Below are 13,090 nucleotides of genomic sequence, written 5' to 3' on the forward strand. Positions count from 1 at the left end.
AACCCACAGGGCATTCGACGGCATGGAAGATTTTGCACAGCCTTGTGTTCCGTCGGTCACTTCGGGTGGTCGTGGCCATGCCCTCTTGACGGCCGTTCCCCGCGCCCGAACGGGCACGGGGAACGGCGCGACCAGCCACGACGGGACTCAGGCCTCTTCCACGACCGGCTGCGCGAACTGCGCCTCGTAGAGCCGCGCGTATGCGCCCCCGGCGGCGAGCAGTGCATCGTGAGTGCCCTGTTCGACGATGTGGCCGGACTCCATGACGAGGATGACGTCCGCATCGCGGATGGTCGACAGCCGATGCGCGATGACGAAGCTCGTACGTCCCGTGCGGAGCCGGCCCATGGCCTGCTGGATGAGGACCTCGGTGCGGGTGTCCACCGAGCTCGTCGCCTCGTCCAGGACGAGGATCTCCGGCTCGGCCAGGAAGGCCCGGGCGATGGTGATCAGCTGCTTCTCGCCGACGGAGACACCTGCGCCCTCGTCGTCGATGACGGTGTCGTAGCCGTCGGGCAGGGTGCGCACGAAACGGTCGACGTGCGTGGCCCTCGCCGCCTCGACGATCTTGTCCATGGGGACGTCCTGGGCGCCGTAGGCGATGTTCTCGGCGATGGTGCCGCCGAACAGCCAGGTGTCCTGCAGGACCATGCCGATGTGCGAGCGCAGCTCCTCGCGGGACATCCCGGCGACGTCGATGCCGTCGAGCGTGATGCGGCCGCTGTTGACCTCGTAGAACCGCATGAGCAGGTTGACCAGGGTGGTCTTGCCCGCGCCGGTCGGGCCGACGATGGCGACGGTCTGGCCGGGGCGCACGGTCAGCGAGAGGTCCTCGATGAGCGGCTTGTCCATCTCGTAGCGGAAGGAGACCTGCTCGAAGGCGACCTCGCCGCGGACGTGCTCCGGCCGCACCGCGTCCGCCGCGTCCGGCGACTGCTCGTCGGCGTCGAGGAGTTCGAAGACCCGCTCGGCGGAGGCCACGCCGGACTGCACCAGGTTGGCCATCGAGGCCACCTGCGTGAGCGGCTGGCTGAACTGGCGCGAGTACTGGACGAAGGCCTGGACGTCACCGATCGACAGCGCACCGCTCGCGACCCGCAGACCGCCGACGACGGCGACCATCACGTAGTTGAGGTTGCCGATGAACATCATCGCGGGCTGGATCACGCCGGAGATGAACTGGGCCTTGAAACCGGCCTGGAAGAGCTCCTCGTTCTCCTTGCGGAAGGTCTCCGCCGACTCCTGCTGCCGGCCGAAGACCTTCACCAGCGAGTGGCCGGTGTACATCTCCTCGACGTGGGCGTTGAGCTTGCCCGTCGACTTCCACTGCGTGACGAACTGGGGCTGCGCCCGCTTGCCGACCTTGGTGGCGACCACGATCGACACCGGCACGGTGACCAGCGCGACCAGGGCGAGCAGCCAGGAGATCCAGAACATCATCGCCAGCACGCCGACGATCGTCAGCACCGAGGTGACGATCTGGCTCAGCGTCTGCTGGAGCGTGGTGGCGATGTTGTCGATGTCGTTGGTGGCACGGGAGAGCACCTCGCCGCGCGCCTGCTTGTCGAAGTAGCTCAGCGGCAGCCGGCCGAGCTTCTCCTCGACCTCCTCGCGCAGCCGGTACACGGCCCGCTGCACGACCGTCGTGGCGATCCGGGCCTGGACGAACCCGAACAGCGAGGCGGCGACGTAGATCAGGAACACCCACAGCAGGACGACGCCGACGGCGTCGAAGTCGATGCCCTGGCCGGGGGTGAAGTCCACGCCGGACAGCAGGTCCGCGATCTTGTTGTCGCCCTGCTGCCGCATGTGCGCCAGGGCCTCGGCCTTGGTGGTGCCGGCGGGTATCTGGTGCCCGATGACACCCGCGAAGATCAGGTCCGTCGCATGGCCGAGGATCTTCGGCCCGATGACGGTCAGCGCCACGCCGGCGACGCTGAGGAACAACCCGACCGAGATCAGCCCGCGTTCGGGGCGCAGCTGCGCCAGCAGCCGACGGCTGGAGCCGGCGAAGTCCATGGACTTCTCGGTGGGCTGGGCGCCCATCCAGCGCGCGGGCCCGCTGGCCGGCGCGGGGCCTCTGCGCTGCGGGGGGCTCTGGTTCCCGTCGGAACTCACGCGGCCTCCTCCTCCGTGAGCTGGGAGAGCACGATCTCCCGGTACGTCTCGTTGGACTCCATGAGTGCGGAGTGGGTGCCGGTGCCGACGACGCGGCCCTCGTCGAGGACGACGATGCGGTCGGCGTCGCGGATGGTGGACACGCGCTGGGCGACGATCAGCACGGTCGCCTCGCCGGTCTCGCGGGCCAGGGCGGCCCGCAGCCGGGCGTCGGTGGCGTAGTCGAGCGCGGAGAAGGAGTCGTCGAAGAGGTAGATCTCCGGCTTGCGGACCAGGGCCCGGGCGATGGCCAGGCGCTGGCGCTGGCCGCCGGAGACGTTGGAGCCGCCCTGGGCGATGGGCGCTTCCAGCCCCGCGTCCATGGCCTCGACGAAGTCCCGGGCCTGAGCGACCTCCAGGGCCTTCCAGAGCTCCTCGTCGGTGGCGTCGGGGCGGCCGTAGCGCAGGTTCGAGGCGACGGTGCCGGAGAAGAGGTACGGCTTCTGCGGGACGAGCCCGACGGCCTCGGAGAGCACGACCGGGTCGAGCTCACGGACGTCCGTGCCGTCGACGAGCACGGTGCCCGCGGTGGCGTCGGACAGCCGGGGGATCAGGCCCAGCAGCGTCGACTTGCCGCTGCCGGTGGAGCCGATGACGGCGGTGACCTCGCCGGGCCGGGCGGCGAGGGAGACGTCCTTGAGGACGGGCTCCTCGGCGCCGGGGTAGCGGAACTCCACGCCGCTGAGCTCCAGATGACCGTGCCGGCGCAGCTCGGTGACGGGCGCGAGCGGCGGGACGACGCTGGATTCGGTCTCCAGCACCTCCTGGATGCGCTCGGCGCACACCTCGGCGCGCGGCACCATCATGAACATGAAGGTGGCCATCATGATCGACATGAGGATCTGCATGAGGTAGCTGAGGAACGCCGTCAGCGCGCCGATCTCCAGCTGCCCGCTGTCGATGCGGTGCCCGCCGAACCACAGGACGGCGACCGACGACAGGTTCACGATCAGCATCACGGACGGGAACATCAGCGACATCAGCCGCCCGGCGCGCAGCGAGACGTCCATCAGCTCCGCGTTCGCCTTACGGAATCGTTTCCGTTCGTGCGTGTCGCGGACGAAGGCGCGGATGACCCGGATGCCGGTGATCTGCTCGCGCAGCACGCGGTTGACGGTGTCGATGCGCTCCTGGACGCCCCGGAAGATCGGGCGCATCCGCCAGATGATCAGCGAGACGACGATGCCCAGGGCCGGAACGATCAGCAGCAGCAGCGCGGACAGCGGCACGTCCTGGTTGAGCGCCAGGCCGATGCCACCGATGCACATGATCGGTGCCGAGACCATCAGCGTGAACCCCATGAGCGTCAGCATCTGGACCTGCTGGACGTCGTTGGTGGTCCGGGTGATCAGCGAGGGCGCCCCGAAGCGGCCCACCTCGCGCGACGAGAAGGACTGGACCCGGTCGAAGACCGCGGCGCGCAGATCGCGCCCGAGGGCCATGGCCGTGCGGGCACCGAAGTAGACGGCGCCGACCGCACAGACGATCTGCAGAAGCGTGACGGCGAGCATCACACCACCGGTACCGAGGATGTAACCGGTGTCGCCCTTCACGACGCCCTTGTCGATGATGTCCGCGTTGAGGGTAGGGAGATAGAGCGTGGCAAGCGTCTGAACGAGCTGCAGGAGCACGACCAGCGCGATCGGTCTGGAATAGGGCCTCAGATAGGCCCGCAGAAGTCGCACCAACACACAAGAAGCCTATGCGAGCAAGAGGGCGTCGGGCTTCTGCTTTACCGGCTGCGGACCTGACGCGCCCCGGCACCCGTCATCATGGATGCGGCAGAAGCCGAATGCAGAGCATGAATGCAGACAAGAGGGGTCGCCGTGGCGACGACACACACGGCAGGGCCGGGGATCCCGGCGCAGCCGGGGCCGGTACCGGCCGGCACGATCCGGTACTGGGCCGCGGCCAAGGCCGCCGCCGGCACGGCCGAGGAGCCGTACGCGGCGCGCACGCTGGCGGAGGCGCTGGGCGCGGCCCGCGTGCGTCACGAGCGCAGTCCGGAATTCGCGCGCGTGCTGTTGCGCTGTTCGTTCCTGGTGGACGGCGCCCCCGTCGGCACGCGCGACCACTCGACGGTCCAACTGGCCGAGGGCGGCACGGTCGAGGTGCTCCCGCCCTTCGCAGGAGGGTGACCCCGGCAGCATGAGCGATCAGCACCACAATCCGTACCAGCAGCACGACCCCTACGGGCAGCAGCAGGACCCCTACGGTTCGTACGGCTCGTCCTACGACTACGGGTCCTATCCGCACCAGCAGCAGCCCCAGCACCCGCAGCCCGCGGCCTGGCCGGAGCACGACCCCGCCCAGCACGAGTCGATGACCCAGACCTGGCAGACGCAGACCTGGGACACCTCGACCTGGCAACAGCCCCTCGTGCAGGACGACCCGGTCCCCCAGGACTCCTACGGCTCCTACGCGTCGCAGCCGATGCCCGCGCACCAGGTTCCGGCGTACGAGCCGGAGCCCGCGCCCGCGCCGTTGGTCGTCGCGGCCGGTGCCGAACCGGCGCTCGCCGAGCGGCCGATGACCGCGGCGGAGAAGGCCAAGGCGGAGGGCCGGGCGCAGATCCTGTCGCCGGGGTTCCGGCCCGCCCTGCTGACGACCGTGCTCGCGGCCCTGCTGGCGGCCGCCGCGCCGCTGGGGCGGCCCGCGCTGGCCGTGCCCGTGGTGCTGCTGCAGGCGGTGACCGCGGCGGGCTGGTTCCGGCTGAACGGCATGTGGCCCGCGCGGCAGGGCATCGCGCTGGCGTTCCTCGGCGGCGTGGCCGCCGACATCGGCCTGCTGGCCACGGACGCCGGGCAGGCGCCGAAGGTGGTGCTGGGCACGCTGGGCGTGTGGGTGCTGCTGGTCGTCGTGCTGCAGCTGCGCAGCCAGGCCTCGCCCGACGAGCGGCTGTACGGGCTGACGGCGGCGACCGGGTCGGCGGCGCTGGCGGTCCTGGCTGCCGGGCACCTGGCCGCGGACCACCGCGCCGTGGTGACCGGTGCGCTCGGCGTGGCCGCGGCCGTGCTGGCCCGTGCGCTGCCGCTGCCGTCGGCCGCCTCGCCCGTCGTCGCGCTGATCGCGGCCGCGGGCGCGGGGGTCGCGGGCGGGAGCCTGACCGGGCTCGGCGCGTCCGCCGCGCTGCTGGGCCTGGCGGCCGGCGCCTGTGCGCTGGTGGGCCTGCACGTGGCGAGTTACGACTATCCGTCCCGTTTCGTCCACATGACGGCGGGAGTTGCGCTCCCGCTGGCGCTGGCCGCGCCGGTGGTCTACGTCCTCGGCAGGGCGCTCGCCTGACCGGCCGGTTCGCCGACCTGATCAGTTACAGAACGGTTGCACCCACCCCCCGGCTTTCCGCTGATCTGTCCGGTTAGGCTCGACGGACATGCCGGGGGGTGCCGAAACCGATCTGAACTGGAGGGGGAGCGACAGCGGATGCGTGGAATACGGGCAACACTGATCGTCGTGATCGTCCTGGGGGCCCTTTTCGTGGGCGCCGACCGGGCGGCCGTCTACATCGCCGAGAACCAGGCCGCCGACAAGATCCGCACCAGCCAGGGGCTTTCGGGCACGCCCGAGGTGTCCATCAAGGGCTTCCCCTTCCTGACCCAGATCGCGGACTCCCGCCTCGACGAGGTCGACGTCAAGCTCGACGGAGGCATCACCGCCGAGTCCGGCGGCCGCTCCATACGCGTCAGCGGCTTCGACGCCCAGCTGCGCGGCGTCCGCATCAACAGCAGCTTCACCTCCGCCGTCGCCAACCGCGCGACCGGCACCGCCCACATCTCCTACGAGGACCTGACAAAGGCCGTTGCCGACCCCGGCGTCACCGTCGGCTACGCCGGCCAGGGCCAGGCGGGCAAGGTCAAGGTCACCGGCCGGGCGAAGATCATGGGCCAGGAGATCGAGCGCAGCGTCATCTCCTCGGTGACGATCGCGGACGGCAGCACGGTACGGGTCCACGCGGACGAGGTCCCGGCGCAGGGCATCCCGGGCGTGGAAGAGGCCGTCCGGAAGAAGACGGACTTCGACCGCCAGATCACGGGCCTGCCGAAGGGCCTCAAGCTGGACAAGGTCGAGGCGACCCCGACGGGCGTCGACATCACACTGACCGGCTCCGACGTCAGCCTGGCGGGCTGATGAAGGCGGGGGGCTTATCGCCCCGAACAGCGCCCCGTCAGGGGCGCGGGGAACTGCGCGAGCAACCACGGACGGCCCGCACGTCCCAATGTGCGAGACACTTATGCCCGCACAGCAGTACGGGCAGCACCCGACGGGCGCTCCGGGGTGCCGGGCACTCCACAAAATCCCGCCAAGCGAGACGGCGCATCCCAATATGCGACACGACGGTGACACGCGTCCCCGCCCGTCCCTACGATCCCTTCTATGAAGCGACAGGCGGATCTCACGAAGCGGCGGGCAGTCGACCTGTGCCGCCTCTCCGCCATGCTCTGTCGCCGTGTCTGACGGGGACGGCTTCCTCACGCTCTCCCCCGCACCCTCCCCCCCACGGCCCTCCGGCCGTCTTCTGCCTTACCGCCGCACAGCCGCGCGCACTTCCCGCAACTGCCCCGGAGGAGAACAGCATGAGCCGCAGTGACGTCCTGGTGGACGCCGACTGGGTCCAGGACCGCATCGACGCCGCCGACCCCAAGACCGTGATCGTCGAGGTCGACGAGGACACGTCCGCCTACGACAAGAACCACATCAAGACGGCCATCCGGATCGACTGGAAGACCGACCTCCAGGATCCCGTCCGCCGCGACTTCGTCGACCAGGCCGGCTTCGAGGAGCTGCTGTCGGCGAAGGGCATCGCCAACGACGACACCGTCGTCCTCTACGGCGGCAACAACAACTGGTTCGCCTCGTACGCCTACTGGTACTTCAAGCTCTACGGCCACCAGGACGTCCGCCTCCTCGACGGCGGCCGCAAGAAGTGGGAGCTGGACTCCCGCGACCTGGTCGCCGAGGTCCCGCAGCGTCCCCGCACCGAGTACCGGGCGCAGCCGCAGGACACCTCCATCCGTGCCTTCCGCGACGACGTCGTCGCCGCCATCGGCATCCTGAACCTCGTCGACGTGCGCTCCCCCGACGAGTTCAGCGGCAAGCTGCTGGCCCCCGCCCACCTCCCGCAGGAGCAGTCGCAGCGCCCCGGCCACGTGCCCACCGCGCGCAACATCCCGTGGTCCAAGGCGGCCAACGACGACGGCACCTTCAAGTCCGACGCCGAGCTGGAGGAGATCTACCGGGGCGCGGGCGTCGACCTGGGCAAGGACACCATCGCCTACTGCCGCATCGGCGAGCGCTCCGCACACACGTGGTTCGTCCTGCACGAGCTGCTCGGCCAGACGAACGTGCGCAACTACGACGGCTCGTGGACCGAGTACGGCTCGCTCGTCGGCGTGCCGATCGAGCTCGGCGCCAACTGACCCCGTCCTCTACCCCGAAGGATCACAGCATGTGTGGAGCAAAGGCCGGCGGCCCCGACGCGTCGACCGCCAAGTCCGGTGAGACCACCATCCAGGGTTCCGTGACCCGTGACGGGCAGCCGGTGTCCGGCTACGTCCGACTCCTCGACAGCAGCGGCGAGTTCACCGCCGAGGTGCCCACCTCGGCGACCGGACAGTTCCGTTTCTACGCGGCCGAGGGCACCTGGACCGTCCGGGCACTCGTGCCGGGCGCCACGGCGGACCGCAAGGTCGTCGCCCAGCAGGGCGGGCTGACCGAGGTGGCCATCGCCGTCTGAGGACCGGAGGGCCGCACTCCCCGGGTTGGACGCCATGAGGGGTGAGTGCGGCCCTTCGCACGCCGCGGGATCCGGTCGTACCGTTGAACTGTGTACGCACGGCGACGGCGCATGTACTTCGCCATGATGGGCACCTGCATCGGCATGTTCGTCCTGGCCTGGGCGGTCGTGCGCCTGTGGTCCGTGCCGGCGGCCGTGGGGATGTGCCTGTTCGCGATGGTCATCCCGCCGGCCGCGGCGATCGTGGCCAATCGCCGCGGGCCGGAGGACCGGTGGTGGGACGATCCGTCGGGGGACGAGGAGTCCGACAAGTGGTGGGACGAGCTGGACGGCAAACCCAAGCGGTAGCCGCTCCGCTCGGGGTGCGGTTCAGTACACCAGCGCCTGTGCGCCGTCCGCCATCGCCTCGCTCACGAAGACCTGCGCGCCCGCGATGCGCGCGCCCTCGATCAGGTCCGACTCCTCGATGTCCCGGCGCGCGGCGCACTGCGTGCACACCGTGATCGTGCCGCCCCCGGCCAGGATCCCCTCGATCAGGTCCGGCAGCGGGGCCGCGTGCGGCAGTTCGAACTCCGCGGCGCGCCCGGGGAGGGCGAACCACGTCGACTCCCCCGTCAGCCACAACGACACCTCGACGCCGCTGGCGACGCCCACCGCCGCCACCGTGAACGCCTGGGAGCACCGCTCGGGCGCGTCCGCGCCCGCCGTCACCTTGATCACGAGCTTCTTGTTCGCCATGCGATCACTCTAGGACCGGCCGGATCCACCTCACAGCGCCGCTCCCGGCACGGCCGACTAGACTCGTCCCCGGTCCGTACTTCCGTACACATACACACCTTCCGACCGAGGAGCGCGCTCGTGCTTGAGGCTTTCTTCACCACCCTGCTGGTCCTGGTCGCCGTCGGCGTCGTCGCGTTCGCCGGGCTGACCTGGAAGAAGCTGTACCAGGGCCAGCGCTGACGCCGACGCCTCCCGTCGGCCGCCCGAGCATCCGTCCCCTACAGATCGTCTGAGCCCACTCATGATCGAGATTCCCTCCGGCCTCCACCCGGACGTCGCCCCGCTGCTCTTCCTCGTCGGCACCTGGGAAGGTGCGGGCGTCGCGGACTTCCCCGGCGCCGAGAAGTGCAACTTCGGCCAGGAAGTGATCTTCACGCACGACGGCCGGGACTTCCTGGAGTACGTCTCGCACACGTGGGTGCTCGACGCCGAGGGCAAGCCGGTCAAGCCGATCGAGACCGAGAGCGGCTTCTGGCGGGTGACCAAGGACCGCAAGGTCGAGGTCGTCATGACGCGTGACTCCGGCGTCGCCGAGGTCTGGTACGGCGAGCTCGCGCCGGACAACAAGCCGCAGATCGACCTGGTCACCGACGCCGTCGCCCGGACCGAGGCCTCCGGCCCGTACTCCGGCGGCAAGCGCCTGTACGGCTACGTCAAGGGCGACCTGATGTGGGTCGGCGAGAAGGCCACCCCCGAGGTGCCGCTGCGCCCGTACATGTCGGCGCACCTGAAGAAGGTCGCCGGCGCCGGCAGCCTCCAGGAGTGGGCGCAGAACCTGCCCGAGGACGGCCCGGACGGCGTCGCCTTCTACCGTCAGGACGGCACCCCGTACAACCCGGAGAACCCGGAAGCCTGACCGAGCACCATCTCAGCGCACCGCGGGGAAAGCCGGTCGAAATCCGGCGCTGACCCGCAACGGTAGGCGGAGGGGAACCCCCGGGTCCCCTCCGCGAGTCCGATCGCCCGCGGCGCGTGCAACTCCCTGCACACTCGCCGTGGACTGCGAGGGGAGGCCCTTCCCCGGGGACGCCCTGTACGTACGGAAGCGGCACGAGGCGAAGGCGTACGCCCCGTGGCGATCACCCATCAGCACCGTGCACCGACGACCCGGGCGGCCCGCCGGCTGCCGCTGCCGCCGTTGATCGCCGGGCTCGGCGCCGCCCTCCTCGTCTCGCTGCTGTGCGGTGTGGCGCTCGGCGCCTCCGGCCTGTCCTGGTCCGCGGTGCTGCGGTATCTGCACGCCGGGCTGACCGGCGGCACCCTCTCCGCGGACGAGTCCTCCGCCTACACCATCGTCTGGGAACTGCGCTTCCCGCGCGCCCTGCTGGCCGCCGTCGTCGGCGCGGGGCTCTCCGCCGTCGGCGTGGCCGTGCAGGCCATGGTCCGCAACGCGCTGGCCGACCCGTTCGTCCTGGGCATCTCCTCCGGCGCCGCGGTCGGCGCCAACGCCGTGCTGCTGTTCGGCGCGCTGGGCTCGCTCGGCGTGTGGGCGCTGTCCTCGGCCGCGTTCGCCTCCGCGCTGGGGGCGATGGCGCTCGTCTACGCGGCCGCGCGCACCCCGCGCGGGCTGACGCCGCTGCGGCTCGTCCTGACCGGCAGCGCCATGTTCTACGGCTTCTCCGCCGTCACCACGCTCATGGTCTTCAGCGCCGAGCGCGGCGAGGCCGCCCGCTCGGCCATGATGTGGCTGCTGGGCAGCCTGGGCGGGGCCACCTGGGCGAACCTGCCGATCGCCGCGGCCGCCGTCCTCGCCGGACTGGCGTGGCTGCTGTGGTGCGCGCGCAGTCTCAACGCGCTGGCCATGGGCGACGAGACCGCGGCCGCGCTGGGCGTCGACCCCGCCCGGCTGCGCCGCAGCCTGTTCGTCGTCACGGCGGCCGTCACCGGGGCCGTCGTCGCCGTCAGCGGGGCCATCGGCTTCGTGGGGCTGATGGTCCCGCACGTCGCGCGCATGCTCGTCGGCGCCGACCACCGCCGGGTGCTGGCCGTGGCGCCGCTGCTGGGCGCGGTGCTGCTGGTGTGGGTCGACACGCTCTCCCGGCTGCTGCTGGCGCCCGTCGAACTGCCCGTCGGCGTCATCACCGCCCTGCTCGGCGTGCCCTGCTTCGTGCTGCTGATGCGCCGCCGCGGCTACACCTTCGGAGGTGCCTGATGCAGGTGGACATCGAGAACCTGTCGGTCGAGATCGCGGGGGCCCGGCTCGTCGAGGACGTCGCGCTCCGGGCGGGCAACGGGCGGTTCGTGGGGCTCGTGGGCCCCAACGGCAGCGGGAAGTCGACCCTGTTGCGCTGCGTCTACCGCGCCCTGCGGCCGACCGCCGGGCGCGTCCTGCTCGCCGGTGACGACCTGCACGCGCTGAGCGCGCGCGAGGGCGCCCGCCGACTGGCGGCGCTGCCGCAGGAGTCGGTCAGCGAGTTCGACTTCACCGTCGCCGAAGTCGTCGCGATGGGCCGGCTGCCGCACCAGGGCGCGGCGGGCCGCGTCACGGCGGACGACACCGAGGCGTGCGCCGCCGCCCTCGCCCGGACCGGCGCCGCGCACCTGGCCGACCGGGGCTTCCTGACGCTCTCCGGCGGCGAGAAGCAGCGCGTGCTGATCGCCCGCGCCCTGGCGCAGCAGCCCGAGGTGCTCGTCCTGGACGAGCCGACCAACCATCTGGACATCGCCCAGCAGTTGGAGGTGCTGGCCCTGGTGCGCGCCTCGGGTCTGACCGTTCTTGCCGCCCTGCACGACCTCAACCTCGCGGCCACGCACTGCGATGCGCTGTACGTCATCGCGGGCGGCCGCATCGTCGCCTCCGGCCCGCCGCACGACGTGCTGAGCGCGGAACTGCTCGCCGACGTCTTCGGCGTACGGGCGCACCGCGTGCCGCATCCGGTGACCGGCGCACCGCAGTTGCTCTTCGACCGTCTGACCGCCCAGTGAACCGTAAGGACCTCATGCGCGCCCCTCGTACCGCCGTTGCCCTGCTCGCCGCGTTCGCTCTGACGGGCTGCGGCGCGAAAGTGGCTGAAGGCCCGGACGACAACACCGCAAAGGCCTCCGGCCGTTATCCCGTCACCATCGAGAACTGCGGTGTGAAGACCACGTACGACAAGGCGCCGCAGCGGGTCGTGACGAACGACGTCAACATGGCCGAGATCATGTTCGCGCTCGGCCTGGAGGACCACATGGCGGGCTACGTCGCGCCGGACTACAAGGGTGATCGCATCTCCGTGCCGTGGAAGGACGGCTACAGCACGGTCAAGTGGCTCTCCAAGAAGGAGATCACCAAGGAGCTCGTCCTGGACGCCAAGGCCGACTGGGTCTTCGCGGGCTGGAACTACGGCTTCGGCGAGGGCAGCGGCTTCACGCCCGATGCGCTGAAGAAGCTCGGCGTCGGCTCGTACGTGCTCACCGAGTCCTGCCACAACGGCGGGAGCAGCAAGGCACGCGGCGTGATGCCCCCGCTGGACGCGCTCTACACCGACCTGGAGAACCTGGGCAGGATCTTCGATGTGGAGGACCGGGCGGCGAAGCTGATCGCGGACTCGAAGAAGCAGGTCGCCGAAGCGCAGGCGCAGGTGCCGCAGGACGGCGGCCGCCCGAAGGTCTTCCTCTACGACAGCGGCCAGGACAAGCCGACGACGGCGGGCGCGTTCGCCGCCCCGCACGACATCATCGCCAAGGCGGGCGGCGAGAACGTGATGAAGGGCCTGAAGGACTCGTGGACGGAGGTCGGCTGGGAGACCGTCGTCGAGCGCGCACCCGACGTCATCGTGATCAACAACTACGGGGATGTGAGCGCCGAGCAGAAGAAGAAGTTCCTGACGTCCTACCCGCCGCTGGCGGACGTCCCGGCCGTCAAGAACGACCGTATTTTCGTGCTGGACTACGTCGACCTGGTCGAGAGCCCGCGCAACCCGGCGGCGGTCGCCGCCCTCGCCGGATATCTGAAGGAGGTACGCAGCCGGTGAAGCCTCCTAGACTGGAGGCGTGGTGGACACCGACTGGCAGAGCGACCTCCGTAAGCGCGGCTACCGGCTGACCCCGCAGCGCCAGCTCGTCCTGGAGGCGGTCGACCGTCTCGAGCACGCGACACCGGACGACATCCTCACCGAGGTCCGCAAGACCGCGGGCGGGGTGAACATCTCGACCGTCTACCGGACGCTGGAGCTGCTGGAGGAGCTGGGGCTGGTCAGCCATGCCCACCTCGGGCACGGCGCGCCGACCTACCATCTGGCCGACCGGCACCATCACATACACCTCGTGTGCCGCGACTGCACGAGCGTGATCGAGGCCGACCTGTCGGTGGCCGCGGACTTCACCGCGAAGCTGCGCGAGGACTTCGGCTTCGACACGGACATGAAGCACTTCGCAATCTTCGGCCGGTGCGAGCAGTGCTCCGCGAAGGAGCGCTCCGAGGCGCCGTAGGCTTGA

Annotated in this window: 14 protein-coding genes and 1 riboswitch; of the genes, 11 read left to right on the top strand and 3 right to left on the bottom strand. The window is 70.5% G+C overall.

Features of this window, described 5'->3' with window-relative positions:
* Nucleotides 1-147 precede the first annotated feature (147 nt).
* Both ACMATS_RS16370 and ACMATS_RS16375 read right to left on the bottom strand, forming a co-directional pair.
* Nucleotides 148-2,046, bottom strand: coding sequence for an ABC transporter ATP-binding protein (locus ACMATS_RS16370; RefSeq protein ID WP_414170737.1), 1,899 nt, complete (start codon nucleotides 2,044-2,046; stop codon nucleotides 148-150).
* Nucleotides 2,047-2,114: 68 nt separating this feature from the next.
* Nucleotides 2,115-3,848 carry an ABC transporter ATP-binding protein gene (locus tag ACMATS_RS16375; RefSeq protein ID WP_390781751.1) on the bottom strand — a complete coding sequence of 578 codons (1,734 nt, stop codon included), beginning with the start codon at nucleotides 3,846-3,848 and terminating at the stop codon, nucleotides 2,115-2,117.
* Nucleotides 3,849-3,983: 135 nt separating this feature from the next.
* Here ACMATS_RS16375 and ACMATS_RS16380 point away from each other — a divergent pair, with 135 nt between their 5' ends.
* The 6 genes from ACMATS_RS16380 to ACMATS_RS16405 all read left to right on the top strand — a co-directional run bounded on the left by ACMATS_RS16380 (nucleotide 3,984) and on the right by ACMATS_RS16405 (nucleotide 8,239).
* Entirely contained in the window at nucleotides 3,984-4,295 is a 312-nt protein-coding gene (locus tag ACMATS_RS16380; protein ID WP_391153798.1) for a MoaD/ThiS family protein, read from the top strand.
* A gap of 10 nt (nucleotides 4,296-4,305) precedes the next feature.
* A complete protein-coding gene (locus tag ACMATS_RS16385; RefSeq protein WP_414168288.1) occupies nucleotides 4,306-5,442 on the top strand; it encodes a hypothetical protein in 1,137 nt (378 codons plus the stop codon).
* Nucleotides 5,443-5,580: 138 nt separating this feature from the next.
* The gene (locus tag ACMATS_RS16390; RefSeq protein WP_390781748.1) at nucleotides 5,581-6,285 is read left to right on the top strand and encodes a DUF2993 domain-containing protein; all 705 of its coding nucleotides are present in this window, start codon (nucleotides 5,581-5,583) and stop codon (nucleotides 6,283-6,285) included.
* A gap of 446 nt (nucleotides 6,286-6,731) precedes the next feature.
* Nucleotides 6,732-7,574: a sulfurtransferase gene (locus tag ACMATS_RS16395; RefSeq protein ID WP_414168289.1), complete on the top strand. Its 843-nt coding sequence runs from the start codon at nucleotides 6,732-6,734 to the stop codon at nucleotides 7,572-7,574.
* Between the two features lie 29 nt (nucleotides 7,575-7,603).
* Complete coding sequence (locus ACMATS_RS16400) at nucleotides 7,604-7,891, top strand: DUF1416 domain-containing protein (RefSeq protein WP_336415353.1); 288 nt, start codon at nucleotides 7,604-7,606, stop codon at nucleotides 7,889-7,891.
* 90 nt (nucleotides 7,892-7,981) lie between these two features.
* A complete protein-coding gene (locus ACMATS_RS16405) occupies nucleotides 7,982-8,239 on the top strand; it encodes a DUF3099 domain-containing protein (protein ID WP_414168290.1) in 258 nt (85 codons plus the stop codon).
* A 21-nt stretch (nucleotides 8,240-8,260) separates the two neighbouring features.
* Here the strand turns inward: ACMATS_RS16405 and ACMATS_RS16410 are convergent, their stop codons facing one another.
* The gene (locus tag ACMATS_RS16410) at nucleotides 8,261-8,629 is read right to left on the bottom strand and encodes a DsrE family protein (RefSeq protein ID WP_390781745.1); all 369 of its coding nucleotides are present in this window, start codon (nucleotides 8,627-8,629) and stop codon (nucleotides 8,261-8,263) included.
* Between the two features lie 283 nt (nucleotides 8,630-8,912).
* Here ACMATS_RS16410 and ACMATS_RS16415 point away from each other — a divergent pair, with 283 nt between their 5' ends.
* The 5 genes from ACMATS_RS16415 (at nucleotide 8,913) to ACMATS_RS16435 (ending at nucleotide 13,084) form a co-directional block, all read left to right on the top strand.
* Nucleotides 8,913-9,527, top strand: coding sequence for an FABP family protein (locus ACMATS_RS16415; protein WP_391153792.1), 615 nt, complete (start codon nucleotides 8,913-8,915; stop codon nucleotides 9,525-9,527).
* A gap of 31 nt (nucleotides 9,528-9,558) precedes the next feature.
* Nucleotides 9,559-9,630, top strand: a riboswitch (cobalamin riboswitch).
* A gap of 113 nt (nucleotides 9,631-9,743) precedes the next feature.
* A complete protein-coding gene (locus tag ACMATS_RS16420; RefSeq protein ID WP_390781743.1) occupies nucleotides 9,744-10,823 on the top strand; it encodes a FecCD family ABC transporter permease in 1,080 nt (359 codons plus the stop codon).
* Nucleotides 10,823-11,596 (top strand): ABC transporter ATP-binding protein, encoded by a 774-nt coding sequence (locus ACMATS_RS16425; protein WP_414168291.1) that lies wholly within the window; start codon nucleotides 10,823-10,825, stop codon nucleotides 11,594-11,596. The genes ACMATS_RS16420 and ACMATS_RS16425 overlap by 1 nt, the downstream gene beginning before the upstream one ends.
* 14 nt (nucleotides 11,597-11,610) lie before the next feature.
* Entirely contained in the window at nucleotides 11,611-12,627 is a 1,017-nt protein-coding gene (locus ACMATS_RS16430) for an ABC transporter substrate-binding protein (protein ID WP_414168292.1), read from the top strand.
* A gap of 19 nt (nucleotides 12,628-12,646) precedes the next feature.
* Nucleotides 12,647-13,084 carry a Fur family transcriptional regulator gene (locus ACMATS_RS16435; protein ID WP_414168293.1) on the top strand — a complete coding sequence of 146 codons (438 nt, stop codon included), beginning with the start codon at nucleotides 12,647-12,649 and terminating at the stop codon, nucleotides 13,082-13,084.
* Nucleotides 13,085-13,090 lie beyond the last annotated feature (6 nt).

It is taken from the genome of Streptoverticillium reticulum, assembly GCF_047456005.1.
In the GTDB taxonomy this organism is placed as follows: Bacteria; Actinomycetota; Actinomycetes; order Streptomycetales; family Streptomycetaceae; genus Streptomyces; species Streptomyces reticulum.